This window comes from Mycobacterium shigaense, from assembly GCF_002356315.1.
In the GTDB taxonomy this organism is placed as follows: domain Bacteria; phylum Actinomycetota; class Actinomycetes; order Mycobacteriales; family Mycobacteriaceae; genus Mycobacterium; species Mycobacterium shigaense.
This window is the reverse complement of record NZ_AP018164.1, coordinates 3,063,121-3,088,876: the sequence shown is the minus strand read 5'-3', so window position 1 is coordinate 3,088,876 and position 25,756 is coordinate 3,063,121. Positions and strand designations below refer to the sequence as shown.

Sequence of the window (25,756 nt, the reverse complement as noted above, 5' to 3'; positions counted from 1 at the left end):
AGTGAGAATCGCGGTCACGGGGGCCAGCGGCGTACTGGGTCGCGGGCTGGCCACCCGGCTGCTCAACCAGGGGCACGATGTCGCGGGGATCGCCCGTCATCGGCCCGAAAGCTGGCCAAGCGCAGCTGATTTCGTGGTCGCAGACATCCGCGACTCGGCTGCGGTGGCGCGTGCCCTCGCCGGCGCCGACGTTGTCGCGCACTTCGCGTGGGCCCCAAGCCGCGGATCCGACGATCCGTTCAGCGATCAGGTCAACATTGGTGGCACCCGCAACGTCCTGGACGCGATGGCGCGGACCGGCGCCGGCCGAGTCGTTTTCGCGTCGTCGGCTCACGTCTACGGCCGACCGGATGCGGAGGCAAAGACCGAGCACGAGGCGCTGGCCCCGGTCAGTGCCGACGGTCAGCACCAAGCCGGGGTTGAACGGCTGCTCGCGGAATCGGGCCTGGATTGGGTCGCGGTTCGTTCCGCGCTGATCATCGGCCGCGGCGTCGACAACTGGGTACGCCGCCTGTTCGCATTACCGGCGTTTCCCACCCGGTCGGTCGAACGGCCCTTTCAGGTCGTCCATCTCGACGACGCGCTGCGGTTGTTCCACGCCGCGGTCCTCGACACCGAAACGCCCAGCGGCCCGGTCAATATCGCCGCCCAGGGCGAGCTGACGTTCCGGCAGATCGCCCACAAGCTCGGGCGCCCCGTAGTGCGACTGGGCGTCGAGCCCGCGGGTCTGCGACTGCTGCAACGCGCTCCGCTCATGGACGCCTCGAAGGTGTTCGAGGAGTGGGGATTTCGGCCGGCGTGGCAGGCCGGCGAGTGCTTCGACGATTTCGCAGTCGCGGTGCGCGGTCGGGTCACGATCGGCAAGCGGGTGGTATCACTGCCCTGGCGGATGACCTACATCGCAGACTTGCCCTCGGTCGACGCGCCGAGTGAAGACGGGGTGAAGCCGGATTGGGCCGGACCGGCGGGGGATAACGGCGAATTCGACACCCCGATCGACCCGCGCTTTCCGACATTCCTGGCGACCAATTTGTCGGAGGCCCTGCCGGGACCGTTCTCCCCGGCGTCCGCGTCGGTGACCGTGCGCGGGCTGCGCGCCGGCGGGGTGGCCATCGCGGAGCGGCTGCGGCCCGGCGGCATCATCCAGCGCGAAATCGCCATGCGCACCGTCGCCGTGTTCGCGAACCGGCTGTATGGCGCCATCACGTCGGCCCATTTCATGGCGGAAACGGTGCCGTTCGCCAAGCCCTCGACCATCGTCAGCAACAGCGGATTCTTCGGCCCCAGCATGGCCTCGCTGCCGATCTTCGGCGAAGAGCGCCCGGTCTCGGAAACCGGCCGCGTTGGAAAGCAACTGCGGACACTGCGCAACATCGGGGTGTTCGGTGTCAACCTGATCGGTCTGTCCGCCGGCTCGTCGAAGGACACCCGCGAGTTCGTCGCTGACGTCGATCGCCTGGAAAGGCTGACCGGCGGTGACGTCACCGCCATCGACGATCGCCGGCTACTCAGCCTGATCACCGCGGCGCGCGACGATGTGGTGCACGGCTGGGTGCTGGCCTCGGCGTCGTTCATGCTCTGTGCGGCGTTCAACGTGCTGCTGCGTGGTCTGTGTGGGCGCGAGACCGCCGCGCCGGGGGGACCGGAGCTGGTCAGCGCGCGTTCGGTCGAGGCGATGCAGCGGTTGGTGGTTGCCGCACAACGCGATCCGAAGGTGGCGGCGCTGCTGGCCGAACCCGGGGATCGGTTGGACAAGCTGGCCGTCGAGGCACCGGAGTTTCACGCCGCGATACTGGCCGAGCTGCATCTGATCGGGCACCGGGGCCCGGCGGAGCTGGAGATGCTCTCGGTCAGTTACGCCGATGACCCCGAGTTGCTCGTCCGGATGGTCACCAAGACCATGAGCGCATTGGCGACTCCGCAGCCGCAGTACCCGCGGATTCCGTTGCACGCCAAGCTGGTTGCCCGCCTGGCAACCCGCCAGCTTCGCGACCGCGAAGTCCGTCGCGACAAGGTGGTGCGGGCGAACTGGGTGCTGCGCAATCTGATGCGCGAGTACGGCCGCAGGCTGGTCGCGGCCGGGATCGTCGGCACCGCCGACGATGTGTTCTTTCTGCTCGTCGACGAACTCGATTCCCTCCCTGCGGATGTCGGGGGGCTGGTGGCCCGCCGCCGCGCCGAACAGCGCCGGCTTGCCAGCACCGTCCCACCGACGGTGTTCAGCGGCAGCTGGCGGCCGACGGTGCACTCGTCGCCGGCGCTCGCCAGCGGGGACACCATCCGCGGTGTCGGCGTATGCGGGGGCCGGGTGCGCGGTCGGGTGCGCATCGTGCGGCCCGAAACCATCGACGACCTGCTGCCCGGTGAGGTTCTCGTCGCGGAGGTCACCGACGTCGGGTACACCGCGGCCTTCTGTTACGCCGCAGCGGTAGTAACCGAACTCGGTGGCCCGATGTCGCACGCCGCGGTGGTGGCTCGCGAATTCGGCTTTCCCTGTGTGGTGGACGTGCAGAACGCCACCAAGTCGTTGCCGGCGGGCGCCCTCGTCGAGGTCGACGGGAGCACGGGCGAAATCCAGGTACTGGAGCTTGCCCCGTAGGGCGCGTTGCCGAGCTAGCGATCCCCGACCGTCAACTGGTGCCCTACAACGGCCAGCTGTTCGGGTCGACCTCGTAACGCAGCGGCGAGGCCGGTGGCAACGGCAGTCGCTCGTCGACCGCGATCGCGTCGATCATCAGCGCGACATAGCGCCGCCAGCCGTCGCTGCCCGCGTCCATCGTGGACAACACGCCGAAGAGCATCACGATCAGGCGGGGTAGGTCGTCGGCGACCAGGTCGGAGCGGACCCGACCGGTGCGCTGACCTTCGCGCATGAGTTCGCCGAGCGCCTCATCGAGTGACGCCGAGATATCGGACGACAGCGAACCGGCACGGCGTGCGGCGGTGAGCAGGTTGTGTTCGCGTGCTCCCAGCGCTATCGCCGCCTCGATCAGTTGGGTGAGCCCGCGTAGCGGGTCTTTGGCACGGCGGGCTTTGTCGATCGCCGGCGTGAGATCTTCGGCGATGCTTTGGTCGAGGGCCGCCGCAACCAGGTCGGCTTTCGTCGGAAACCTGCGGTACAGGGTTCGCTCACCGACGCCGGCCCGGCGTGCGACGGCTTCGGCCGACGCGTCGGGCCCGAGCTCGCCATAGACGTCTCGCGCTGCGCGCAGAATGCGCTCCACGTTGCGCGCCGCGTCCGCCCGCAACGGTCGGTCCTCGACCGCGGTCATATTCGACAGCCTAACTGACGGTTGACTGCCGCCTAGGGCGCCTTTACTGTCTACAACTGACAGATAACTGACACTTAGTGGGAAACGGGTTCCATGTCAACAACTTCCGAAGTACGATCCGACGCCGAGCTCCCGGTGTTGCCCATCGCGCGTCCCGGGCACTGCCCACTGGCGCCCCCGCCCGAGTTCGGGGAGTGGCGGGAGCGACCCGGGCTGCGCAAGGCGATGTTCCAGGGCAACGAGGTCTGGGTGGTCAGCCGCTACCAGGACATCAGGGCGGCGCTGGTCGATCCGCGCCTGTCCGCGAAGACCATTCCGGAGTCGATCATGCCGAGAGACGCTGACAACAACATCCCGGTGATGTTCGCGCGCACGGACGATCCCGAGCATCACCGCTTGCGGCGGATGATGACCAGCAACTTCACCTTCCGGCGTTGCGAAGCGATGCGGCCCCACATCCAGGAATGGGTCGATCATTATCTCGCCCAGATGATCGCCACCGGTGCGCCGGCCGATCTGGTGCGGGAATTCGCCGTGCCGGTGCCGTCGATGGTGATCGCCCTGCTGCTGGGCGTGCCGCCCGAAGATCTCGAATTCTTCCAGCGCAATACCACGAGGGGGCTCGACCAGAAATCCACCGATGCGGAAAAGGGGCAGGCATTCGGGGCGATGTACGCCTACATCGAGGCGTTGGTGGAGCGCAAGACACGCGAACCCGGCGACGACTTGATCAGCAGCCTGATCACCGAGTACGTGGCGACGGGCCAGCTCGATCCCGCCACCACGGCGATGAACGGTGTGGTCATGATGCAGGCCGGGCACGAGACCACGGCAAACATGATTTCGCTGGGAACGGTTGCACTGCTGGAACATCCCGACGTATTCGAGCGACTCGGCAACACTGACGACGCTGCCGCGGTCGCGAACATCGTCGAAGAGCTGATGCGCTACTTGACCATCGTGCACAGCCAGGTCGACCGCGTGGCGACCGAAGATCTGATGATCGGCGGTCAGCTGATTCGTGCCGGGGAGTTCGTGATGATGAGCCTGCTCGCCGGGAACTGGGACGCCGAATTCGTCGACAACCCTGAATCCTTCGACCCCGGCCGAAACACCCGCGGGCACTTGGGCTTCGGCTACGGCGTGCACCAATGCATCGGGGCGAATCTGGCCCGCGTCGAGATGCAGGTGGCGTTCGCGACGCTGGCACGGCGCCTGCCCGGGTTGACGCTGGCGGTGCCTCCCGAGGAGCTGAGGTTCAAAGACGCCAACATTTATGGCATGAAAGAACTTCCGGTCAGCTGGTGAAAAACGAACTGAGGTTTGACGGCCAAGTCGCGGTAACTACCGGCGCGGCCGCCGGTCTGGGCAGGGAATACGCGCTGCTGCTGGCGTCGCGCGGTGCGCGGTTGGTGGTCAACGACATCGGCGGCTCGGTGACCGGGGACGGATCCGACGCCGCGGCCGCCGGGGCCGTCGTCGACGAGATCCGCCGGCAGGGCGGTGCGGCCGTGGCCGACAACCACAGTGTGGCGAGTCCCGAAGGGGGACAAGCGGTTATCGACACCGCTCTGAACACCTGGGGTCGGGTCGACATTCTGATCAACAACGCCGGCATCGTGCGCGATGCGCCGTTCGAGGACATGTGCGCCAACCGGCTCGAACCGCTGCTGGACGTGCACCTGCGGGGGGCCTTCCATGTGACGCGGCCCGCCTGGAAGGCCATGCGCGAGCAGGGATACGGCCGCATACTCAACACCACCTCGGCGGCCGGCATCCTCGGCAACGCCGGCATGAGCAATTACGGCTCGGCCAAGACCGGGCTGATCGGCTTCACCCGCGTCCTGGCGGCGGAGGGCGCAACCCACGACATCAAGGTCAACGCCATCGCCCCGATCGCCTACACCCGGATGCTGGCGCACTCGATCGACGGCGCCGAACAGTCGCACGATGCGGCAGCCCAGGCCGTACTGGACGACCTGGTGAACCGGTATCTGAAAAAGCTGGATCCCGCGTTGGTCCCGCCGGTCGCGGCATTCCTGACGCATCGCGATTGCCCGGTGTCGGGTGAGATCTATACCGTTGGCGGCGGTCAGGTTTCGCGATTCTTCATCGGGCGGACGAAGGGCTTCTACAGTCCGGAGCTTTCGATCGAGCAGGTGCGTGATCACCTCGGTGAGATCCGTGACGAAACCGGCTACACCGTGCCCGGCGGACCTGCCGACGAGATGAGCGAACTCTTCGCGATACTGCTGGCCGACTGAGGCCGTGCATCAGTTCGCGCGGCGCGACCTTCGCCTGACCAGACTGACGGCGACCGCGACGACGCACAGCACCAGGGCGATGACCAACGACTGGATGCCGTCGATCGCGAAAACGTTGGCGTCGTAGGAACTTGCGCCGCTGACGCAGGCAAAGTCGACGCTGGTACCCGACTGGCCCGGCTTGTAGCTGTAGTCCGACGTGCTGTATGCGAGTCGATACGGGCTGGGGCACACAAGCGGGCCCATCCACAGCGCGCTTTTCGGTATCACCGCGATCAGCGCGACCGCGCCTCCGATGCAGACCGACAGCACGCTGCCGAGGACCACGAGGATCACCAAGAGGAGATCGGCCGGCCTTTGTCTGCCGTGCGGTCGTCCGCCGACCGATTCCGAATGCCCGTCGTAGCCCACCGGCACATGGTCGCACGGCGAAACTGCCGCCGCAGCAAATACATCGACCGGAGATGAGCAGGGTCTCAGCAGCTGAACGCTATGCCCACACCGTCGGGCGCGGGCACCGACCGCAGGCAACCGAACTGCTCGATGCCCGCGCTGCTGAACCGCACCGCCGACTGATCGGCGTAGTTCACGCAGAACAACCCGACTTGGTCGGCGCGGCAACGATAGTCGTCGTAGGACAGCGTGTTCCCATTCGCCAGGTCGGTTCCGCCGCCATTGACGAACGGCCCCGGATCGCCGTGGGCCGCCCCGATTTGCAGGGAGGTGCCGTCGAAGACGGTCCAGCCGCCTTGCCATGCGCCGTAGGCCGTGTCTGGCCGGGGCGGCGGATTGGCGAGGTCGACCAGACAGATCAGCGCGTTGCCGGTGTGGTTGGCATCCGTCGTGCACATGAGGGCGCGGTCCGGCGGGGCGGCGGCCACGGTGAAGGCGATGTCGTTACCCAGCTGAGTCGTCACGCCGTCGCGTGTGACGGTGTGATACTTGGCCGGGTCCGCGGGATGACCTGCTTCGATCCACCGGATGACGTCGGAGATCGGCGCACCGGGGCCGGGGGCGTTCGACGGCCCCGGGACGGCACTGGATGTCGGGGAGTAGCCGGACACGGCGGTCGTATTCGGGCTCTGCGTCTGCCGCGCCTGGCCGGCGACGGTGTGCGAGCATCCGGCGACCAGGAGCGAAACTGTGACCAGCCCGGCGATCCGCATGCGGTCAGGCTAACCGTCACACCCCGGATTTGGCCGCTCCGCGCACCCTTCGTGGGTAGTGTCGGCTACCGTCGGCCTATGCATGAGCGCACTGTCCGCGCCCGCACGGCCTCCGGCACCGTCGAAGGCTTCACCCGCGACGGCGTGCATCGCTGGCGGTCTATCCCGTATGCCCGACCCCCGGTGGGGCGGCTCCGACTCCGCGCGCCGCGGCCGGCCGAGCCGTGGTCGGGAGTGCGGCATTGCCACGGCTTCACCGGCTGCGCGCCGCAGCAGCGTCGCTACACGATGCTGGGCCTGGGCCGGTATCAACAGATGAGCGAGGACTGCCTCACCCTCAACGTCGTCACGCCGGAGGCCGCCTCCGACGAGCCGCTGCCCGTCATGGTCTTCATTCACGGCGGCGGCTACATCATGGGCAGCTCGGCAACACCGCTGTACGACGGCGCCGCATTGGCCCGGCGCGGTTGCGTGTACGTATCGGTGAACTACCGGCTCGGTGCGCTGGGTTGTGTGGACCTGTCGTCGCTGTCGACGCGGGATGTCACCATCGACAGCAACTTGTTCCTGCGCGACCTGGTGCTGGCGCTGCGATGGGTGCGTGACAACATCGCGCAATTCGGCGGCGACCCGGACAATGTCACGATTTTCGGCGAGAGCGCGGGCGCGTGCATCGCGGCCACGTTGCTGGCGGTGCCTGCCGCGCAAGGATTGTTCGCGCGGGCGATCGCGGAGAGCCCGGCGTCGGGTCTGGTGCGGCCGAAAGAGATCGCCGCCGAATTCGCGCAGCGGTTCACCCGCATTCTCGGCGTCGGTGGCGAGGATGCCGCCGAGGCGCTGTTGCGGGTGTCGGCGGCCCAGCTGGTGGACGCGCAGCATCAGCTGATCGATCAGGGCATGGAGAACAGGCTCGGCGCCTTCCCGATCGGGCCGGTCATCGGCGACGACTGCCTGCCGGAAGATCCCGCCGAGGCCATGCGTACCGGTCGAGCGCATCGGGTGCCGCTGATCGTGGGCACCAACGCCGAAGAAGGCAAGTTGTTCACCCGCTTCCTCAAAATGCTGCCGACGAATCAGTCGATGATCGAAGAGCTGTTGGCCGATACGGAACCGGATGCGCGCGAACGTATTACGGCCGCCTACCCGGACTACCCCTCGGCGTCGGCGTGCATTCAGCTGGGCGGCGACTTCGCGTTCAGCTCGGCGGCCTGGCAGATCGCCGAGGCCCACAGCAACCATGCGCCCACCTACCTCTACCGGTACGACTACGCGCCGCGCACGCTGCGCTGGTCGGGGCTGGGCGCGACGCATGCCACCGAGCTGCTCGCGGTCTTCGACGTCTACCGCACCCGGTTCGGCGCGCTGCTGACCGCCGCGGCCGACCAGCGTGCCGCGTTGCGGGTCAGTAATCAGGTGCAACGGCGCTGGCGGTCGTTCAGCCGCACCGGCGTCCCGGGCGACGATTGGCCGCGCTACGGCCCCGACGACCGTGCTGTCATGGTGTTCGACCGCAAGAGCCGTGTCGAGTTCGATCCCCATCCGCACCGCCGGATGGCCTGGGACGGCTTCTCTTTAGCGCCTTGAGCTGGCACGCTGGCCTGGCACCTAGTTGTCAACGAAGACAGAGGCCTTTATGGAATCCGTAACCGAGCGATTCATCGAGCGCCCCGACGACCTCAACGCCTCCTGGCTGACCGCCGCGATCGGGGCCGGCGCGATCTCCGATTTCGCGATCGAGCGCATCGGCACCGGTCAGATGAGCGAGTGCTACCGCGTCCAACTCCGCTACGCCGATGCAGGCGCCGGCCCGGATCGGCCCGAGTCGGTGGTGTTGAAGGTCGCGGCCGCCGATCCGGTGAGCCGGCAGACCGGATCCGCGCTGGGACTCTACGAGCGCGAAGTCCGTTTCTATGGCGACATCGCGCCGCGGCTGGGCGGACCGATAGCGCAGTGCTATCACGCTGCGGCCGACGCCGCCACGGGAGTGTTCGACCTGCTGCTCGGAGATGCCGGGCCGGCTGCCGTTGGCGACGAGATCACCGGCGCCACAATCGAACAGGCCACGGTCGCGGTCACCGAATTGGGGCGGCTACACGGCCCGTTGCTGGGCGACGCGTCGTTGGCCCAGGCGCCATGGCTCAACCGGGAGTCGCCGCTCAGCCAGGCGATGATCGTCCCGCTATACGCCGGCTTCATCGACCGCTACGGCGAGCAGATCGCGCCGGAACACCGGACGGTGTGCGAGCGGCTGGTGGCGGCGTTCGACGATTACGTGGCCGCCGAGGGCGGGCCGGACCGAATCCAGGGCCTGGTCCACGGCGATTACCGACTGGACAACATGTTGTTCGGCGCCGACGGGGCCGACCGCGCGTTGACGGTCGTCGACTGGCAGACCGTCTCCTGGGGCCCGGCCCAGACGGATCTCGCGTACTTCCTCGGCTGCGCGTTGCCCCCGCAGGTTCGCCGTGAGCACTACGACGCATTGCTGCGCGCATACCACGACGCGCTGGGCCCGGGAGCGACCCTCACCCTGGCCGATGTTGCCGAAAATGTCCGGCGGCAAAGCTTTTTCGGCGTGATGATGGCGATCGTCTCGTCAATGCTAGTGGAGCGCACCGAGCGCGGCGACCGGATGTTCATGACTATGCTGCAACGCAACTGCGATCACGTGTTGGCCACCGATGCCCTGGCCGTGTTGCCCGATCCGGTGGCCCCGGGGCCACTGCGTCCATCCGAACAGGACGAACTCGCACACACCCCAACCGGCGAACCGCTGTGGAGCGAGAGCTGGTACTCCGACTTCGTCGACACCACACAGGGATTGGGCGGCTGGTTCCGCATCGGCCTGATCGCCAATCAGCAGACCGCGTGGGTGCAGGCCCTGCTGTGCGGGCCCGACCTGCCCACGGTGGCCATCGCCGTGGACGTTCCGCTGCCGCCGGGGCCCTGGGCGGTGCGCACCGACGGACTCGCGCTCGATCACGCGGTCGATGCTCCGTTGCAGGCCTACCGGGTTGAGCTGCGCGGGCGGGGTCAGTCCTATGCGGATCCGTCGGCCCTGCTGCGCGGGGAGCCAGGAACCCCGGTCGAATTGGCGATGAACTTGGTGTGGGCCACCGACGGGACGCCGTACACCTACCGCATGACGACGCGATACGAAATCCCGTGCATCGTCTCGGGCACGGTGAGCGTCGACGACAAGAGCTACCACGTCGAATCGGTGGCCGGACAGCGCGACCACTCTTGGGGAGTGCGCGATTGGTGGGGCATGGATTGGATGTGGAGCGCGTTGCACCTCGACGACGGCACCCACCTGCACGGGGTCAACATCAAAATTCCGGGTGTCCCGTCCTTCAGTGTCGGCTACGTCCAAGACGCCGGAGGCCTCGTCGAACTGAGTGCGGTCGACCGCCGAGAAACGTTCGGCGCCAACGGTTTACCGTTGAATGCAACCTTGAATCTAGAGCCCGCCGCGCTCACTGCCGACGTCGAGGTGCGAGGCAACGCTCCCGTTCGCCTGACCTCCGCGCAGGGACGAGTCAGCGAGTTCGCTCGCGCGTGGGTCAGTCTTACGACGACCGACGGGCGCACCGGCGTGGGCTGGATGGAATGGAACCGCAACATGGAGCCCCCGGCATAGGCGCGTCGCTACGCGTTGCGTCCTCGCCCGTCGTCGTGATGGGCGTCTCGAGCTCGGGCAAGTCGACGGTGGGTTCCTTTCTGGCGCAACGCTTGCGGGTGCCGTTCGTGGATGCGGACACGTTGCATTCGCGGGCCAACATCGCCAAGATGGCCGCGGCTGAACCGCTCACCGACACCGATCGCTATCCGTGGCTGGACAAAGTCGGGGAGTGGCTGGCTGCGCACCGCGACGGAGGCGTCGCGAGTTGTTCGGCACTCAAGCGCGAATACCGCGACCGGTTGCGCGCACACTGCCCCAACGCCGAATTTCTCTTTCTCGCCGGTTCACCGGAGTTGATCGCCACCCGCATCGCGAGCAGGTCGGGGCACTTCATGCCGACCGCGCTGCTGCGGTCGCAATTCGAAGATCTGCAGCCGCTCGGCGCCGACGAACCCGGCGTCACGGTAGATATCGGTCAGGACGTCGACGCGATCGTCGGCGCTTTCCTGGCAAGCGCGGCGCCCGGGCCACACCCGGACGCCTGAGCAGGCCAGTCGTGCCGAACTACCAGGGGCGGCGCTTGCGGCGCTTGGTTGGGGCGCCAACTCGTTCGCGCGCGGTGTCGGCCCATCCGCTGCCCTGCTCGGCGGCGATGTCGGCCCACTCGCTACCGCGCTCACGGGCCGTTTCCGCCAATTCGGCGCCGCGGGCGCGCGCCGTCTTGGCCAGCTCTTCGCCGCGCTTGCGGGCCTGTTTGGCCAGCGGCGCGCTTCGCTCGGCAGCGACGTCGGCGAGTTCGCGGCCGCGTTCGGCGGCGGTGCTGGCAAGTTCTTGACCACGCTTGCGCGCCTTCTTGGCCAGCGGTGCGCCGCGTTCGGCGGCCGCATCGGCGAGTTCGCGGCCGCGCTCCAGCGCCGCTTCCGCGTATGGGGCACCCCGTTCTGCCGCGGTGCTGGCGAGTTCACGGCCACGCTCGGCGCTTACCTGCAGGCCGTGGGTGAGTTTCTCGCCGAGTTCGGCAAGGTCGGCGTCGTCCGAGCCCGGCAGAGCCGACGACACCCGCTCCGACAGCCGTTCGGCGGCACGGCGCCCGCGCCAGCCGAGCGAGGGCTTGCCCGCGGTGTCGGCCGACGCGATCAACAGGCCGCCGACCAGGCTCAGGTCGGTGAGGAACTGCTGGCGCTTGTCGGCTTTGAGTTGCGGGTCGGGTTCATTCCAGAAGGAGTGCGGCCCGAGGTTGGCGGGCAGCACGGTGAATGCCAGGGCGGCCGAAGCGACCCGCGGCAGCCTTCCGCTGGCGAGCAGCAACCCGCCCCCAATCTGAACGGTCGCATTGATCTGGGCGACCGTCTGGGGGTTGCTCGGGATGTTGCTGCCGATGGGGTCGGGCAGCGATTGCAGCCCATCCACCGTTGGCGCCGCGGCCTCCGCCGCGGTCTTGGGATTGAGTAGCGAATTGATTCCTTGCCCGATGAATGCGGCCGACAACAGGGGCCGCGCGATTCTCCGAATCACCATGGCTGCCTGGTTACCCGGCCGGTCGGCAAACAAACCGCGCGGTTATCACCCCAGCTGGCGAGGTTCAGCAACGCTAGGGTTGGCCTTATGCGGGCTCTGGTCATCGTCGACGTGCAAAACGATTTCTGCGCCAACGGATCGTTGGCGGTGGCCGGCGGTGACGCCGTGGCCGGCGCGATCAACCGCTACTTGGCCGGCCGGCCCGGTTACCAGCACGTGGTGGCAACCCAGGATTTCCACATCGACCCGGGCGACCATTTCTCGGAGCACCCGGATTTCTCTGCGTCGTGGCCGCCGCACTGCATCGCGGGCAGCCACGGAGCGCAGTTTCATCCTTCCCTCGACACCGGCCCGATCGAAGCGGTGTTTCGTAAGGGCGCGTTCGAGGCGGCATACAGCGGTTTCCAAGGCGTCGACGAGGACGGGACCGCGCTACTCGACTGGCTACAGCAGCGGGGCGTCGACGAAGTCGACCTGGTCGGCATCGCCACCGACCACTGCGTCCGACGCACCGCCGAAGATGCGGCGCGGGCGGGCCTGACCACCCAAGTGCTGCTGGATCTCACGGCCGCGGTCGCACCGGATTCGGCCGCGGCGGCCATGGCGGAAATGCGTGCGGCCGGCGTCGAGTTGGTGGGGGGCTAATTCATGGTGGTGCCACTGGACCGCGAGCATCTGCTTGCGGCAGTCGAACGGTCGCCGCACGCGGCCGCGGCGCATGACCGCGCCGCATGGGTGGGGCTGTTCACGGCCGACGGCCGCATCGAAGACCCGGTCGGTTCGCGGCCACATGTCGGTACGTCCGAGATCGGTCGTTTCTACGACACCTTCATCCGCCCGCGCGACATCACGTTTCACCGCGATCTCGACATCGTCTTCGGCACGGTCGTCCTGCGTGACCTCGAACTCGAGGTGGCGATGGGATCCGCGATAACGATGCGCATACCCGCGTTTTTGCGCTACGACCTTCGAGAAGCGCACGGTCAGTGGCGGTTCGCCGAGTTGCGGGCCTACTGGGAGCTGCCAGCGATGATGCTGCAGTTCCTGCGTTCCGGAGCCGCAGCCGTGACACCGGCCCTGCAACTTTCGCGAGACCTGCTGACCATCCAACGGCTACGCGGGACCGCAGGCTTCCTGAGCGGCTTTCGCCGCGTCGGTACGCGGCACAAGAAGCTGGTGCAGACTTTCCTCGACGCCGGGGCGCGGCAGGACACGGTGGCCGCGGGGTCGGTGCTATCGCCCGCGGCCACAACGACGTTGGGAGATGCCGATCCGCTGGACCTCGCCGAACTCGCCGAGCGACTGCGCGGACTGAGGTCGGCCAAGACGATCGGTTCGGGCGCCACCGTGACCGTCTCGGTCGATTCGGATCGCGGTCGCGGCATCCTGTTCGCCGACGTGGCATGGCGTGGCGACGCGATCAACGCGGTCCGGTACTTTCCTGCCTAGCGGCTTAAGGTGTTGGCGTGGCGGGGGATTCGTTCGGGCATTATGAGCTGCGGGAGTTGTTGGGCCGCGGCGGCATGGGGCAGGTGTTTCGTGCCTACGACTCGGCGACCGACCGGGTCGTGGCGCTGAAGGTGCTGCCTCCGTATCTGGTCGAGGACGACGAGTTTCAACAGCGCTTCCGCCGGGAGGCCCGGATTGCGGCCAGTCTCAACGACCCGCACGTGGTGCCGATTCACGGTTATGGGGAGATCGACGGGCGACTCTATGTCGACATGCGGTTGATCGAGGGCCGCGACTTGGACCACTACATCGCCGAAAACGGGGGACGGCTCAGCGCCGAGCGTGCCGTGGCGGTGGTCGAGCAGGTCGCCGCGGCACTGGATAGCGCGCGCGAGGAAGGCCTGATCCACCGCGACGTCAAGCCGTCGAACATTTTGATCACCACCGCGCGTGACTTTGTCTACCTGATCGATTTCGGCATCGCGCGCGCGGTCGCCGACACCGCGCTGACCCACACCGGTCACACGATGGGCACGGTGGCCTACATGGCCCCGGAGCGGTTCCGGGGCAGCACCGATCACCGCGCCGATGTGTACTCGCTGGCCTGTGTGCTCTATGAATGCCTCACGGGGCGGCGCCCCTACCCCGGCGATAGCTTCGAAGAGCAGCTCAACGGGCACCTGAACACCGCGCCGCCGCGGCTCTCGGCGCTGGCCCCGGGCCTGTGGCCGGCTCTCGACGAGGTCGTCGCCCGGGGCATGGCCAAAGACCCCGACCAGCGCTACCAGACCGCCATCGAGCTCGCCGAAGCCGCCCGCGCCACGCTGACCGGCGCCAACTACGCCGCCACCCCGGGCACCGCGCCCTACCCCCCGCCACCGCCACCGCCCGCACCACCAGCCACCGGCCCGCCCCCGGCAACGCTCCCCGCACCGCAGGCGCCGGGCGAATCTCGGCGGCTGCTCCTGGGCATCGTCGGTATCTCCGCCTTGGCACTCGCGGCAGTCACGGTCCTCGTCATCGTTCTTGTGACGCACGATTCGCCGGCGGCCGGCAACAGCGTCACGCCCGCGCCCCGACCTCGCGGCAGGACCACCGATACCGCCTCGCCCACCAGCCCCGGGCTGGCGCCGATGGCCGATTACACCTACTTGCTTGCTCATTCAGGCGAGTGACCTCGACACTGCGGCGACAACGACGGGGCCGCCAATCCAAAATCCGGGCAACGTGCCCGGTGCGTCGGTAGGGTTTGCCAACGCAGATCGCACGCGGACCCTCGATGACCTGGTCGTCGTTTTTGCCGATCCAGCAACGGCCGCCCGGGCGGCCAAGGATCGCGCAGCCGTTTATGGCGATTACGTCACAGGTGCCCCGCAGCCCTTTGAAGTCGGAACGAACGGTTTGATAGGTGTGGGTCTGTCGCCGGACAAATCGAAATCGGTGACCTATGCGACGTTCGCGGAGGGCAGGGCAATCGTCGACTTGGAGTTTCACAGTGCCCTCGACGATCCCGCTCCACGGGACGCGGTGGTCGATGCGGCGCAGAAGCAAGACGCCGCTATCAAGAGCCGGCTGCCCGGCTAACAGACATCACCGCGCAGCGGATGGAGGCGACAATGAGCGTGGCACGGAGCCGTGGCCTGACGATGCTGTTGGGCGGTGTGCTGTCCGTCGCGACGGCCTGTGGCAGCGGCGGAAACTCTGGCCCCGCGTCGACATCATCGTCGCCGGCCGCGCAGTCGAGTTCGGTTGCCGCAACCCCGACGACCACGGCGGCGGGGTCCGCGCCGCTGGGAGATTACACCTACTTGCTGATCCAGGCGAGCGACGTCGGCCCTGATTTCACCCCGGTCGGGGCGCCGGTGCAGAACCCTGGCGATGCCGCGGGAGCGGGCCAGAGTTTCGGTAACCCCAATCGCACTCGCACCGTCAACGACACCGTTTTCGTCTCCATCGATCCCACGGTGGCCCTGCAGTCCGAAAGCGACTACTTGGCCGCTTTCCCCAAATACGTCGCGAGCGCTCCGCAGCCCCTCGAAATCGGGTCGAACGGATGGATCGGGGTCGGCAAGTCGCCGGACAAGTCGAAAGCGGTGACATATCTGGTCTTCGCCGAGGGCAAAGCGGTTGTGACCATCGAGTTCGACAGCGCGACCGATGACCCCGTTCCGCAGGACCTCGTGCTCGACGTCGCGCGCAAGCAGGACGGGGCCGTCAAGAGCCGACTGTTGATCTAGTTGGGTGACTGACGATCACCGTGCGCGAGGCGTTGGACCAGCTTCGCGTCCGCAAACGGCGGGCCGAGCAGCCGCTGGCCGACGCCGCCGAACTCGATCGGCTGACGGCGGGCGCGCCTGCGGACGAAGACGCGCTGCTGGCGGATTCGGTCAGCAACGCGCCGCTGGTCGTGCTGGACTGGCTGTCGCGGGCACAACGGGTGGCCTTCGTGCTGCACGATGTCTTCGCCGTCCCGTTCGAGACGATCGCCGACCTGCTCGGTCGGTCACCGGCGGCCGCGAAAAAGCTGGCCAGCCGGGCCCGCCGGGTGGTGCTTGCGCTGCCGGGGTGGTCAGCACAGGGAACGCGCAGCCTCATCGGGTACCAAGGACAGGTAGCACCCAGTCGCCGAGGAGATCCGTGACGAGTCAGGACCGGAAGCACGATGCTGGATAGGCAGTTCGGGCGGCGCGGCCTGCTGCGGGGAGCCGGTGTGCTCACCGCGGCCGCGTCCATCCCGTGGGGCGCCGGCTGCGCGTCCGACGACGACGCGCTGACGTTCTTTTTTGCCGCCAATCCAGACGAGGCCGCCGCCCGCCTGCGCGTCGTCGACGAATTCCAGCGCCGGTATCCCGACATCAAGGTTCGGGCGGTGCGGTCCGGTCCCGGCGTGATGCAGCAGCTGTCCACATTCTGCGCGGGCGGCAAGTGCCCGGATGTGCTGCAGACATGGGAGCTGACTTACGCCGAGCTGGCCGCCCGCGGAGTGCTGCATGACCTGAACGACTTCCTGGCGCGTGACCGCGCGTTCGCCGCGCAGTTGGCGGCGGACAGCGTCGGCCCGCTCTATGACACGTTCACCTACGACGGCGGCCAATTCGGCTTCCCCGAGCAGTGGTCAGGGAATTACCTGTGGTACAACAAGCGGCTGTTCGCCGACGCCGGAGTGCCGGCCCCGCCCACCAGCTGGAACCGGTCCTGGACCTTCGCCGAATTCCTGGACGCGGCGCAGGCGCTGACCAAGCGGGAGGCATCTGGCCGGGTCAGCCAGTGGGGCTTCGTGAACACGTTCGTCTCCTACTACTCGGCGGGGTTGTTCGCCTTGAACAACGGGGTGCCGTGGTCCACGCCGCAAAAGAACCCGACCCACATGAATTTCGGCCACCCCGCGTTCGTGGCGGCGGTGCAGTTCTACGCCGACCTGGCTAACACACACAAGGTCGCGCCCGACGCGTCCGACGTGCAGTCGATGTCGACGCCCGATCTGTTCGCGTCAGGCAAGGCGGCGCTCGCGCTCGGGGGCCACTGGCGGTACCAGACCTTCATCCGGCCACCGGACCTCGACTTCGACGTCGCCCCGCTACCCGTTGGACCGGCACGAACCCAGGGGCGTATCGCCTGCTCCAATATCGGCACCACCGGGCTGTCCATCTCGGCGAGCAGCCGGCGCAAGGAGCAGGCATGGGAGTTCGTCAAATTCGCCTCCGGTCCCGTCGGGCAGGCGATCATCGCTGAATCCTGTCTCTTCGTGCCCGTCCTGCGCTCGGTGCTCGCCTCCAGCGGATTTGCCAAGGCGCATCAGCGAATTCGCAATCTCACGGTGCTCACCGAAGGGCCTTTCTACTCCGAAGGCCTACCGGTCACCCCCGCGTGGGAGAAGGTCGTCGCCCTGATGGATCGCAACATGGGCCCGGTATTACGCGGGGCAGTCCCGGCGACCTCCCTGACCGGGTTGTCCAACGCCGTCGACGAGGTGCTGCAAAGCCCATGACGTCGACCGAGACCTCCCCCAGAGCCACGCGCGCGACACGACCGGCCGGCGTGCCTCCTTCGCGCCGGCGCGAATGGGCCGGGCGCCTGTTCGTGGCTCCGAACCTGCTCGCGGTCGCCGTATTCCTGCTCTTCCCGCTCGGGTTCTCGCTGTACATGAGCTTTCAGCGGTGGGATGTGTTCAACCCGCCAAGGTTCGTCGGACTGGACAACTTCGAGCAGCTGTTCACATCCGATCCGCTGTTTCTCATCGCGATCCGCAACACCGTGGTGTTCACTATCGGGACGGTGGTGCCCACCGTCGTCGTCAGTCTGATCGTGGCCGGCGTGTTGAACCGAAAGGTGAAGGGCATCACGATCTTTCGCACCATCGTCTTTCTGCCGTTGGCCATCTCTTCGGTGGTGATGGCGGTCGTGTGGCAATTCGTCTTCAACACCGACAACGGCTTGCTCAACATCATGCTCGGCTGGGTGGGGATCGGTCCCATCCCGTGGTTGGTCGACCCTCACTGGGCGATGGCATCGCTGTGTGTGCTCAGCGTGTGGCGCAGCGTTCCATTCGCCACCGTCATCCTGCTGGCCGCGATGCAGGGAGTTCCCGGGACTGTTTACGAGGCGGCCAAAATCGACGGCGCGGGCGAGGTGCGGCAGTTCGCATTCATCACGCTTCCGCTGATCCGCGGATCGATCTCGTTCGTCGTCGTCATCTCGATCATCCAGGCCTTCCAGGCGTTCGACATGGTCTATGTCCTCAACGGCGCCAATGGCGGGCCGGAGACTTCGACCTATGTGCTCGGCATCATGCTGTTCCAGCATGCGTTCTCCTTCCTGGAGTTCGGCTATGCTTCGGCACTGGCATGGGTGATGTTCGCGATCTTGTTGGTGCTGACCGTGGTTCAGCTGCGGATCACCCGGCGACGTTCCCTGGAGGCGTCTCGTGGCCTTAGCTGAGCGCATTGTCAAGCGCAGCGTCCTGCGCGCGGTTCCGGTCTACATCGCGCTGCTCGCCATCTCATGGGTCTGGTTGTTCCCGATCGCCTGGGCGATTTCGGGATCGCTGAAGCGAGAGGGCGAGATCAGCGAGCCGAAGCTGCTTCCTGCCCACCCGCGCTGGTCGAACTACGCTGAGGTGTTCGCGGTGATGCCGTTCTGGCGCATGTTCGGAAACACGGTGCTCTACGCCGGATGCGTCACGGCCGGGCAGGTCTTTTTCTGCTCGCTCGCCGGATATGCTTTCGCGCGCCTGCAATTCCGTGGCCGCGACACCCTGTTCGTCCTGTATCTCGGCACCCTGATGGTTCCGCTGACAGTCACCGTGATCCCGCAGTTCATCATCATGCGCGTCGCAGGCTGGGTCGACACTCCCTCGGCGATGATCGTGCCGGGCTTGTTCGGCAGCGCGTTCGGCACGTATCTGATGCGGCAGTTCTTCCAAACGCTCCCCGGGGACCTCGAGGAAGCCGCGATTCTCGATGGGTGCTCGCCGTGGCAGGTTTACTGGCGGATTCTGCTGCCCCATGCCAGGCCGGCAGTGATGGTGCTCGCAGTGCTCACCTGGGTCAACGTCTGGAACGAATTTTTGTGGCCGCTGTTGATGATTCAGCGAAACAGCCTGGCCACGCTGACTCTGGGCCTGGTCCGGCTGCGGGGAGAATACGTCGCCCGTTGGCCGGTCATCATGGCTGCCTCGATGCTCATCATGATTCCGCTGGTGCTCATCTATGCGGTGGCGCAGCGTTCGTTTGTCCGTGGCATCGCGGTGACCGGAATGAGTGGCTGACAATGGCTTCGGTGAGCTTTGAACAGGCGACACGGTGCTATCCGGGCTCCGATCGGCCCGCGCTGGACGCCCTGGACCTGTTCGTCGACGACGGCGAGTTCGTCGTTCTAGTGGGCCCGTCCGGATGCGGCAAGACGACCTCGCTGCGGATGGTCGCGGGGCTGGAATCGGTGGACTCGGGCTGCGTCCGGATCGGCGACCGTGACGTCACCAACGTCGATCCCAAGGACCGCGACGTCGCGATGGTGTTTCAGAACTATGCCCTGTACCCGCACATGACGGTGGCGCAGAACATGGGATTTGCGCTCAAGATCGCGAAGATCCCGAAGGCTGAGATCGGGGAGCGGGTTCTGGATGCGGCAAAGCTCCTTGACCTGCAACCGTATCTGGATCGCAAGCCCAAGGACCTCTCCGGCGGCCAGCGACAGCGGGTGGCGATGGGCCGCGCGATCGTGCGCCGCCCCCAGGTGTTCTTGATGGACGAGCCGTTGTCCAATCTCGACGCGAAACTGCGGGTGCAAACCCGCAACCAGATCGCCGCCCTGCAGCGCAGGCTGAAGACTACGATGGTGTATGTCACCCATGACCAGGTCGAGGCCATGACCATGGGCGACCGCGTCGCGGTGCTGCGCGACGGTCTGCTGCAGCAGTTCGCGGCACCACGTGAGCTGTATCGCAACCCTGCGAACGTTTTCGTCGCCGGATTCATCGGGTCGCCTGCGATGAACCTGTTCACCCTTCCCATCGTCGATTCGACCGTGGCGCTGGGGGATTGGCCCATCCCGTTGCCGCGAAAGATCGCGGCCAGGGCGAGCGAGGTCGTCGTCGGGGTCCGTCCTGAGCACTTCGAACTGGGTGGGCTCGGCGTCGAAATGGAAGTCGACGTGGTCGAGGAGTTGGGCGCCGACGCCTACCTGTACGGCCGAATCGCCGATGCCGGCACGGTCATCGCGCAAAACATCGTGGCGCGCGCCGACGGTCGCAACCCGCCACAGAAGGGCAGCCGGGTGCGGCTGCACCCCGAACCCGGCCACCTGCACTTCTTCGGGGTCGACGGCCGCCGAATCGCAGTGTAATGCCGGTGCGGCGCCAACGCGCGAGGCGACGTTGCGGTTCAAGTTGCGGTATCGCCATTGAGCTATACGATTATTTCCATAATATACGATTGCCGAATGACGCGAACGCACCATGAGTTAGCTTCAAGACTCGATGAAATAGCTGCGATAGTGGCCGACGTCGACGCAACTCTCGACGCCCGGTACCCGGGCGACCTTCGGTGCGGGTTGCAGCCGATCCACACCGTTTATGTGAGCGCGGCCGATGCGCCTGCTGATCTCGCGTCGGTGTGGGGGGATAGGGCGCGGCGCCTGGCTGACGCTCATGTGGATCTGCTAATAGATCTGGACAAACATGGTCTGCTGCGCAATGTGTACCATGTTTTGGCGGACAGTCCGATACAGGACCTGCGCCTGGACTTCGAAGATGGCTATGGCGATCGTGGTGACAGGGTCGAAGACAGTGACGCGCGTGGTGCCGGAGCAATCTTGGAGGCGTTTACCGCTGGCGCCGGTGCTGTCTCGTGCGGTGTTCGTATCAAAGGCATTACCTCCGCAGACTTTCGACGCAGCCTGCGAACACTGGAGCTTGTCCTGGATGGTGCCGGGGGTCTGCCAAAAGGCTTTGTCTTCACGATCCCTAAACTTCTCGTCGAACAGCAGGTTCGGGCCGCGGTATTGCTCTGTGAAGAGCTTGAGTCGGTGCATGGGCTGCCGGAGGGATCCCTGCGTTTCGAGCTACAGATTGAAAGCCCGCAGGCGGTCATCGCCGCGGATGGAACCGTGCTCGTCGCAAAGGCGATCGGATTATCCGAATCACGTTGCAGTGCATTGCATTACGGCACGTACGATTATAGTACGGCTTGCAATATTGCCTCGCCTTATCAGTCGTTGGATCACCCGATCGCTCATCACGCAAAGTCGGTGATGTCGGTCGCGGCCGCACAAACCGGGGTATGGGTGTGTGACGGCTCGACTCAGGTGGTGCCTGATGGGTCTCATCAGCACCAGCGGATGGCGCTGCGAAACCACTATGAACTGGTGACCGAGTCGTTGACCCGAGGCTACTACCAGGGTTGGGACATGCATCCCGGTCACTTGATTACCCGATGGCTAGCAACATTTGGGTTTTACCGCAGCCTTTTGGAAGCCGCAGTGCCTCGGTTGGAGGCATATCTGGATCGTACGAAAGGGTCTGTGGTCGACGAGCCGGCCACTGCAGCGGCATTGGCAGCTGGCGTGATACGCGGGATGGGCTGCGGAGCCTTCAGTGAAGACGAGGTCACTAGCCTGGCGCCCAACTGCGACTCCGACACTTTGCACCGCTTGTTGGAACGCCGGATGGTGCGCTCATGATCGCGCACTGTGATTCTGAGTCGCCCGGTTTCACGGCGTTGCCCGATCTGGCGCTGCGTTCCTTGGGTGGCGCAGTGATTTGGGCCAACGACGAGTTTTTCGCCGAAAAGGAGAACTTGGTAGCTGCCGAGCCGGCGGTCTATCGACCAGCCACCTTTGGCCACAAGGGACAAATCTATGACGGCTGGGAAACGCGCAGGCGCCGTGATCAGGGGTACGACCAGGCGATAGTGCGGCTCGGGATTCCCGGTGTGGTTCGGGGAATCGTGGTCGACACTGCCTGGTTCAAGGGCAACTACCCGCCGGAAGTATCTGTGGAAGCGATCGTGATTGATGGTTATCCGAAAGCTAAAGATGTTGCAGCACAGAATAATTGGGAAACATTGGTGCCTCGTGCCAAGGTATCCGGCGATGCGCGCAACTTTTTCAAGGTCAGTTCGGACAAGCGCTGGACCCACGTGCGGCTCAATATCTATCCCGATGGCGGGGTAGCCCGGTTGCGGGTGCACGGCGAAGGCCGACCTGATCCGAGGTTCCTTGGTTTTGGCCCTGTTGATCTGGCCGCTGTGGAAAACGGCGGGCTGATCATCGGCTGTTCGAATGGCTTCTTCGGCGCGCCGCAGAACATATTGTTTCCCGGGGTTGCTCGGGTGATGGGCGAGGGCTGGGAGACGGCACGGCGCCGCGAGCCCGGCAACGAGTGGGTGCAGATCCGGCTCGCAGGTGAGGGTTTGGTCCGGGTGGCGGAGATTGATACCTCGCATTTCCTGGGCAACAGTCCTGCGCAGGCGGCCTTGACCGGCCGTGGGCCAGACGGTGCTTGGGCGCCGTTGCTGGCTCGTACGGATCTGCTCCCCGATACCCGGCACCGATTCGAAGTCACCGCTTCTTGCCCGGTTACCGAAGCGCGGCTCGATATTTACCCCGACGGTGGCATAGCCAGGCTGCGGCTGTTTGGCGAATTGACTGCGGCCGCACGTAGTCACGTTGAACGTGCCTGGCGATAGGGCGGGCGCTGTGCTGGATACGACTCGCGACATGATCGGCTATGGTCCGACGCCCCCCGATCCACAGTGGCCGGGAAATGCCCGCATCGCCGTGCAGTTCGTCCTTAATTACGAAGAGGGCGCCGAGAACAACGTGCTCGACGGGTCGGTGGCCTCGGAGACTTTTCTGTCCGAAATGGTTCCGGCAGAAGCATTTCCGAACCGGCACATGAGTATGGAATCGCTCTACGAATACGGATCGCGAGCCGGGTTATGGCGAATATTGCGGGTCTTCGAACGGCGCGAGCTGCCACTGACCGTCTTCGCGGTCGCCCGGGCTATGCAACGCAATAGCGAAGCCGTCGCCGCGTTCCGCGAGCTGGGTCATGAGATTGCCTGTCACGGGTTGGCATGGCAGTCCTACCAAATGGTCCCACCCGAGATCGAGCGTGAACACATGGCGCAGGCTGTCGAGCTTTTGCAGGAATTGACCGGCGCGGCACCGCTAGGTTGGTACACCGGCCGCGATTCCCCACAGACGCGGCAGTTGCTGATCGAGCACGGCGGCTTTCTCTACGATTCGGATTCCTACGCCGACGACTTGCCGTATTGGGTGCCGATGTGGGATGGCGGCAACCGGATCGATCACCTGGTTGTCCCATACACATTGGACACCAATGACATGCGATTTGCGTCGCAGGCGGGCTTCGCCAACGGTAATCAGTTTTTTGCCCATCTTCGCCACGCATTCGACTGTCTCTACGCAGAAGGAGAGGCAGGCGCCGCCAAGATGCTGTCGGTTGGCTTGCATTGCAGGCTGGTGGGCCGCCCGGCACGAACGGTCGCGTTGGAACGCTTCCTCGACCACGTGCAATCGCATTCGGGTGTATGGATCACCAAACGTATTGACATCGCTCACCATTGGCGCCGTGTACATCCGGCAGGCGGCGGGACTTCGCGGTGTGACCGCCAAATGACAAGGGGGACTGAGGTCGATGCTGATACCTGAGACCGTCACCACGAACGGATCGCCCGAGACCGTTACTGACACCGGAGACTTAGTGCACACCTCAGCAGGCTTATCGGCGCGAAAACCGGTCGGGTCAGGCCAAGACCCGCGCCTAGCCAACGAGGACTTGGTGCCGCTTCGCGAGCAAAAGTGGGGCGTCTATCAGATCTTTGCTTTCTGGATGTCGGACGTGCACAGCGTAGGCGGTTACGTCACGGCGGGTAGCTTATTCACGTTGGGTTTGTCGAGTTGGCAGGTACTGCTGTGCTTGGTGACCGGCATCGCTATCGTCAACGTCCTCTGCAATCTGGTGGCAAAGCCCAGCCAACAGGCAGCAGTGCCCTACCCGGTGATCTGCCGCAGTGCTTTTGGGGTCTTGGGTGCGAATATCCCAGCGATCATCCGCGGCTTGGTTGCGACGGCGTGGTATGGCATACAGACCTACCTGGCATCGTCGGCCCTCAATGTTGTGCTGCTGAAGCTCTTTCCCGCACTTGCTGCAATCGACGACGTGCACCACTACGGCTTTGTGGGCCTGCCGTTGTTGGGTTGGATCAGCTTTGTGCTGTTGTGGAGTGTGCAAGCTGCGGTCTTTTGGCGCGGTATGGAATCCATCCGACGATTCATCGACTTCTGTGGACCTGCCGTATACGTCGTGATGCTGCTGTTGTGTGGATATCTTCTCTGCCGATCGCATTGGCACGTCGGTTTCGACCTGGGCGGGACGAAGCATGGCAGCACTTTTGCCGTGATGGCTGGAGCCGTCGCGCTGGTGGTGTCCTACTTCTCTGGTCCGATGCTTAATTTCGGTGACTTCTCACGCTATGGACGAAGTTTCAGCGCGGTGAAGAAGGGCAATTTCCTGGGGCTCCCGGTGAATTTTCTGGTGTTCTCGTTGCTGGTGCTCTTCACCACCGCGGCCACCGTTCCGGTCTTCGGTGAGTTGATCACCGATCCGGTGCAGACCGTGGCGCATATTGGCAGCACCACCGCAATCGTGTTGGGTGCGTTGACTTTTACCATCGCTACCATTGGCATCAACATCGTGGCGAACTTCATCAGCCCGGCGTTCGATTTCTCCAATATCCGCCCCCAGTCGATCAGCTGGCGTGCGGGCGGCATGATCGCCGCAGTCGGTTCGGTGTTGATCACGCCCTGGAACCTCTACAACAATCCCGATGTCATCCACTACACTCTGGAGTCGCTGGGGGCGTTCATCGGACCGTTGTTCGGTGTGCTCATCGCGCATTACTACTTGGTGCACAAGCAGCAGGTAGTAATCGAAGACCTGTTCTCGATGAACCCAGACGCCAAATATTGGTATCGCAAGGGTTACAACCCTGCGGCACTGGTCGCTACCGCGGTTGGGGCTATCGTTTCTCTTATTCCGGTGCTGGCCAACAATAATGGCGGGCTACATGCCCTCGCCGAGTACAGCTGGTTCATCGGATCTGGACTAGCTTTCGGCACATACCATGTGCTGGCCACCCGTTGCGGTTTGAAGGTAGCGCCACTGTCATGAGGCTGAGGCGAATCTGGGTGATCAATCCCAACAGCACCCGAGAAATGACGCAACGCATTGAGGCATGCGCACGGGCAGTGGTTGGACCGAACACTGAAATAACGGGCGTCACGTCACAATCGGGGCCGCCTTCGATCCAGAGTCACCGCGACAGCGCGATGAGCGTCGCCGGTGTCTTGGCCGCAGTGGCCGAGGGTGAACGCAACGGCGTCGACGGCTACGTGCTGGCTTGCTTCGGCGACCCCGGCCTAGCGGGCGCTCGCGAAATCGCGCGAGGTCCGGTGATCGGCATTGCTGAAGCTGCCATGCACACGGCAAGCCACCTCGGACGCGGATTCAGCGTCGTGACGTCCCTTGCCCGGACTATCGGACAGTCCGTCGATCTTGCAGAAGATTATGGGATGCAAAGGTTCTGTCGCGGAATCCACGCCTGCGAGATTCCTGTTTTGGACCTAGATGGCGCAGCTAATGCTCGCACGAAGGTAACCGAGGCCTGCCGAGACGCGCTGCGAACCGACGACTCTGATGTCATCGTCCTCGGGTGCGCGGGTATGGCGGACATGTCTACGTTAATTGCAGCGGAGCTCGGGGTTCCCGTCGTCGACGGCGTTACGGCCGCCACCCTGACCGTGCAATCATTGATCACCCTCGGGCTCGGCACATCGAAGCGTGGAGAGTTCGCCTACCCGACTGTATGATATGATCGGCCTAGAAATATATTATTGGACTCCGTCTCCTGCGCAGCTCGTTACGCGGCGCAGCGCGCTTTC

The 25,756-nt window shown here is 65.3% G+C and carries 23 protein-coding genes and 2 pseudogenes; 21 read left to right on the top strand and 4 right to left on the bottom strand.

Annotated features, from left to right (window positions below):
* Nucleotide 1 precedes the first annotated feature (1 nt).
* A complete protein-coding gene (locus MSG_RS14530; protein WP_096440655.1) occupies nucleotides 2-2,599 on the top strand; it encodes a sugar epimerase family protein in 2,598 nt (865 codons plus the stop codon).
* A gap of 43 nt (nucleotides 2,600-2,642) precedes the next feature.
* On the opposite strand, the gene MSG_RS14525 is transcribed toward MSG_RS14530, so the two are convergent.
* Nucleotides 2,643-3,272: a TetR/AcrR family transcriptional regulator gene (locus tag MSG_RS14525; RefSeq protein ID WP_096440653.1), complete on the bottom strand. Its 630-nt coding sequence runs from the start codon at nucleotides 3,270-3,272 to the stop codon at nucleotides 2,643-2,645.
* Between the two features lie 93 nt (nucleotides 3,273-3,365).
* On the opposite strand from MSG_RS14525, the gene MSG_RS14520 reads away from it, so the two are divergent.
* Both MSG_RS14520 and MSG_RS14515 read left to right on the top strand, forming a co-directional pair.
* Nucleotides 3,366-4,580 carry a cytochrome P450 gene (locus MSG_RS14520; RefSeq protein WP_096440651.1) on the top strand — a complete coding sequence of 405 codons (1,215 nt, stop codon included), beginning with the start codon at nucleotides 3,366-3,368 and terminating at the stop codon, nucleotides 4,578-4,580.
* Nucleotides 4,577-5,536, top strand: coding sequence for an SDR family NAD(P)-dependent oxidoreductase (locus tag MSG_RS14515; protein ID WP_096440649.1), 960 nt, complete (start codon nucleotides 4,577-4,579; stop codon nucleotides 5,534-5,536). Before MSG_RS14520 ends, MSG_RS14515 begins: the two co-directional genes overlap by 4 nt.
* Before the next feature lie 9 nt (nucleotides 5,537-5,545).
* On the opposite strand, the gene MSG_RS14510 is transcribed toward MSG_RS14515, so the two are convergent.
* Nucleotides 5,546-5,872, bottom strand: coding sequence for a hypothetical protein (locus MSG_RS14510; protein WP_142404535.1), 327 nt, complete (start codon nucleotides 5,870-5,872; stop codon nucleotides 5,546-5,548).
* 140 nt (nucleotides 5,873-6,012) lie between these two features.
* Nucleotides 6,013-6,702, bottom strand: a complete 690-nt coding sequence (locus MSG_RS14505) for a hypothetical protein (protein ID WP_096440645.1) — start codon at nucleotides 6,700-6,702, stop codon at nucleotides 6,013-6,015.
* A 78-nt stretch (nucleotides 6,703-6,780) separates the two neighbouring features.
* On the opposite strand from MSG_RS14505, the gene MSG_RS14500 reads away from it, so the two are divergent.
* Genes MSG_RS14500 through MSG_RS14490 form a run of 3 tightly spaced genes read left to right on the top strand, consistent with a single transcriptional unit; the run spans nucleotide 6,781 to nucleotide 10,869 of the window.
* On the top strand, nucleotides 6,781-8,286 hold the full coding sequence (locus MSG_RS14500; RefSeq protein WP_096440643.1) for a carboxylesterase/lipase family protein: 1,506 nt from the start codon (nucleotides 6,781-6,783) through the stop codon (nucleotides 8,284-8,286).
* Nucleotides 8,287-8,335: 49 nt separating this feature from the next.
* Nucleotides 8,336-10,342, top strand: a complete 2,007-nt coding sequence (locus MSG_RS14495) for a DUF7064 domain-containing protein (RefSeq protein WP_096440641.1) — start codon at nucleotides 8,336-8,338, stop codon at nucleotides 10,340-10,342.
* A gap of 38 nt (nucleotides 10,343-10,380) precedes the next feature.
* Complete coding sequence (locus tag MSG_RS14490) at nucleotides 10,381-10,869, top strand: gluconokinase (RefSeq protein ID WP_096440639.1); 489 nt, start codon at nucleotides 10,381-10,383, stop codon at nucleotides 10,867-10,869.
* A 19-nt stretch (nucleotides 10,870-10,888) separates the two neighbouring features.
* Here MSG_RS14490 and MSG_RS14485 read toward each other — a convergent pair whose 3' ends face one another.
* A complete protein-coding gene (locus tag MSG_RS14485) occupies nucleotides 10,889-11,842 on the bottom strand; it encodes a DoxX family protein (RefSeq protein WP_096440637.1) in 954 nt (317 codons plus the stop codon).
* 87 nt (nucleotides 11,843-11,929) lie between these two features.
* Here MSG_RS14485 and pncA point away from each other — a divergent pair, with 87 nt between their 5' ends.
* The 15 genes and pseudogenes from pncA (at nucleotide 11,930) to MSG_RS14410 (ending at nucleotide 25,684) form a co-directional block, all read left to right on the top strand.
* Nucleotides 11,930-12,487: a pyrazinamidase PncA gene (pncA, locus tag MSG_RS14480; RefSeq protein ID WP_096440635.1), complete on the top strand. Its 558-nt coding sequence runs from the start codon at nucleotides 11,930-11,932 to the stop codon at nucleotides 12,485-12,487.
* 3 nt (nucleotides 12,488-12,490) lie between these two features.
* Nucleotides 12,491-13,291, top strand: a complete 801-nt coding sequence (locus tag MSG_RS14475) for a nuclear transport factor 2 family protein (RefSeq protein ID WP_096440633.1) — start codon at nucleotides 12,491-12,493, stop codon at nucleotides 13,289-13,291.
* A 74-nt stretch (nucleotides 13,292-13,365) separates the two neighbouring features.
* A pseudogene (locus MSG_RS14470) lies at nucleotides 13,366-14,424 on the top strand (serine/threonine-protein kinase); the annotation flags it as partial.
* A 22-nt stretch (nucleotides 14,425-14,446) separates the two neighbouring features.
* Nucleotides 14,447-14,875 (top strand): hypothetical protein, encoded by a 429-nt coding sequence (locus tag MSG_RS14465; RefSeq protein WP_142404526.1) that lies wholly within the window; start codon nucleotides 14,447-14,449, stop codon nucleotides 14,873-14,875.
* 32 nt (nucleotides 14,876-14,907) lie between these two features.
* The gene (locus MSG_RS14460; protein ID WP_142404525.1) at nucleotides 14,908-15,528 is read left to right on the top strand and encodes a hypothetical protein; all 621 of its coding nucleotides are present in this window, start codon (nucleotides 14,908-14,910) and stop codon (nucleotides 15,526-15,528) included.
* A gap of 11 nt (nucleotides 15,529-15,539) precedes the next feature.
* Nucleotides 15,540-15,840, top strand: a pseudogene (locus tag MSG_RS25900) (sigma factor-like helix-turn-helix DNA-binding protein); the annotation flags it as partial.
* A 113-nt stretch (nucleotides 15,841-15,953) separates the two neighbouring features.
* Nucleotides 15,954-17,279, top strand: a complete 1,326-nt coding sequence (locus tag MSG_RS14450; protein ID WP_096440628.1) for an ABC transporter substrate-binding protein — start codon at nucleotides 15,954-15,956, stop codon at nucleotides 17,277-17,279.
* Nucleotides 17,276-18,229, top strand: a complete 954-nt coding sequence (locus tag MSG_RS14445; protein ID WP_096440626.1) for a carbohydrate ABC transporter permease — start codon at nucleotides 17,276-17,278, stop codon at nucleotides 18,227-18,229. The genes MSG_RS14450 and MSG_RS14445 overlap by 4 nt, the downstream gene beginning before the upstream one ends.
* Nucleotides 18,216-19,058 (top strand): carbohydrate ABC transporter permease, encoded by an 843-nt coding sequence (locus tag MSG_RS14440; RefSeq protein ID WP_096440625.1) that lies wholly within the window; start codon nucleotides 18,216-18,218, stop codon nucleotides 19,056-19,058. Before MSG_RS14445 ends, MSG_RS14440 begins: the two co-directional genes overlap by 14 nt.
* 2 nt (nucleotides 19,059-19,060) lie before the next feature.
* Entirely contained in the window at nucleotides 19,061-20,134 is a 1,074-nt protein-coding gene (locus tag MSG_RS14435) for an ABC transporter ATP-binding protein (RefSeq protein WP_096440623.1), read from the top strand.
* 96 nt (nucleotides 20,135-20,230) lie between these two features.
* Nucleotides 20,231-21,469, top strand: a complete 1,239-nt coding sequence (locus tag MSG_RS14430; protein WP_096440621.1) for a DUF6986 family protein — start codon at nucleotides 20,231-20,233, stop codon at nucleotides 21,467-21,469.
* Nucleotides 21,466-22,476: an allantoicase gene (alc, locus tag MSG_RS14425; protein ID WP_096440619.1), complete on the top strand. Its 1,011-nt coding sequence runs from the start codon at nucleotides 21,466-21,468 to the stop codon at nucleotides 22,474-22,476. Before MSG_RS14430 ends, alc begins: the two co-directional genes overlap by 4 nt.
* A gap of 31 nt (nucleotides 22,477-22,507) precedes the next feature.
* A complete protein-coding gene (gene puuE, locus MSG_RS14420; RefSeq protein ID WP_096444513.1) occupies nucleotides 22,508-23,464 on the top strand; it encodes an allantoinase PuuE in 957 nt (318 codons plus the stop codon).
* A complete protein-coding gene (locus MSG_RS14415) occupies nucleotides 23,451-24,986 on the top strand; it encodes an NCS1 family nucleobase:cation symporter-1 (protein ID WP_096440617.1) in 1,536 nt (511 codons plus the stop codon). The genes puuE and MSG_RS14415 overlap by 14 nt, the downstream gene beginning before the upstream one ends.
* A 2-nt stretch (nucleotides 24,987-24,988) precedes the next feature.
* Nucleotides 24,989-25,684: an aspartate/glutamate racemase family protein gene (locus tag MSG_RS14410; RefSeq protein WP_269458620.1), complete on the top strand. Its 696-nt coding sequence runs from the start codon at nucleotides 24,989-24,991 to the stop codon at nucleotides 25,682-25,684.
* Nucleotides 25,685-25,756 lie beyond the last annotated feature (72 nt).

Excerpts from the sequence above, each read along its gene's own strand:
- puuE (WP_096444513.1), top strand. The coding sequence starts at position 22,508 with ATGATCGGCTATGGTCCGACGCCCCCCGATCCACAGTGGCCGGGAAAT.
- MSG_RS14475 (WP_096440633.1), top strand. The coding sequence starts at position 12,491 with ATGGTGGTGCCACTGGACCGCGAGCATCTGCTTGCGGCAGTCGAACGG.
- MSG_RS14460 (WP_142404525.1), top strand. The coding sequence starts at position 14,908 with ATGAGCGTGGCACGGAGCCGTGGCCTGACGATGCTGTTGGGCGGTGTG.
- MSG_RS14490 (WP_096440639.1), top strand. The coding sequence starts at position 10,381 with ATGGGCGTCTCGAGCTCGGGCAAGTCGACGGTGGGTTCCTTTCTGGCG.
- MSG_RS14415 (WP_096440617.1), top strand. The coding sequence starts at position 23,451 with ATGCTGATACCTGAGACCGTCACCACGAACGGATCGCCCGAGACCGTT.
- MSG_RS14525 (WP_096440653.1), bottom strand. The coding sequence starts at position 3,272 with ATGACCGCGGTCGAGGACCGACCGTTGCGGGCGGACGCGGCGCGCAAC.
- alc (WP_096440619.1), top strand. The coding sequence starts at position 21,466 with ATGATCGCGCACTGTGATTCTGAGTCGCCCGGTTTCACGGCGTTGCCC.
- MSG_RS14520 (WP_096440651.1), top strand. The coding sequence starts at position 3,366 with ATGTCAACAACTTCCGAAGTACGATCCGACGCCGAGCTCCCGGTGTTG.
- MSG_RS14435 (WP_096440623.1), top strand. The coding sequence starts at position 19,061 with ATGGCTTCGGTGAGCTTTGAACAGGCGACACGGTGCTATCCGGGCTCC.
- MSG_RS14450 (WP_096440628.1), top strand. The coding sequence starts at position 15,954 with ATGCTGGATAGGCAGTTCGGGCGGCGCGGCCTGCTGCGGGGAGCCGGT.
- MSG_RS14500 (WP_096440643.1), top strand. The coding sequence starts at position 6,781 with ATGCATGAGCGCACTGTCCGCGCCCGCACGGCCTCCGGCACCGTCGAA.
- MSG_RS14495 (WP_096440641.1), top strand. The coding sequence starts at position 8,336 with ATGGAATCCGTAACCGAGCGATTCATCGAGCGCCCCGACGACCTCAAC.
- MSG_RS14505 (WP_096440645.1), bottom strand. The coding sequence starts at position 6,702 with ATGCGGATCGCCGGGCTGGTCACAGTTTCGCTCCTGGTCGCCGGATGC.
- MSG_RS14485 (WP_096440637.1), bottom strand. The coding sequence starts at position 11,842 with ATGGTGATTCGGAGAATCGCGCGGCCCCTGTTGTCGGCCGCATTCATC.
- pncA (WP_096440635.1), top strand. The coding sequence starts at position 11,930 with ATGCGGGCTCTGGTCATCGTCGACGTGCAAAACGATTTCTGCGCCAAC.
- MSG_RS14445 (WP_096440626.1), top strand. The coding sequence starts at position 17,276 with ATGACGTCGACCGAGACCTCCCCCAGAGCCACGCGCGCGACACGACCG.
- MSG_RS14430 (WP_096440621.1), top strand. The coding sequence starts at position 20,231 with ATGACGCGAACGCACCATGAGTTAGCTTCAAGACTCGATGAAATAGCT.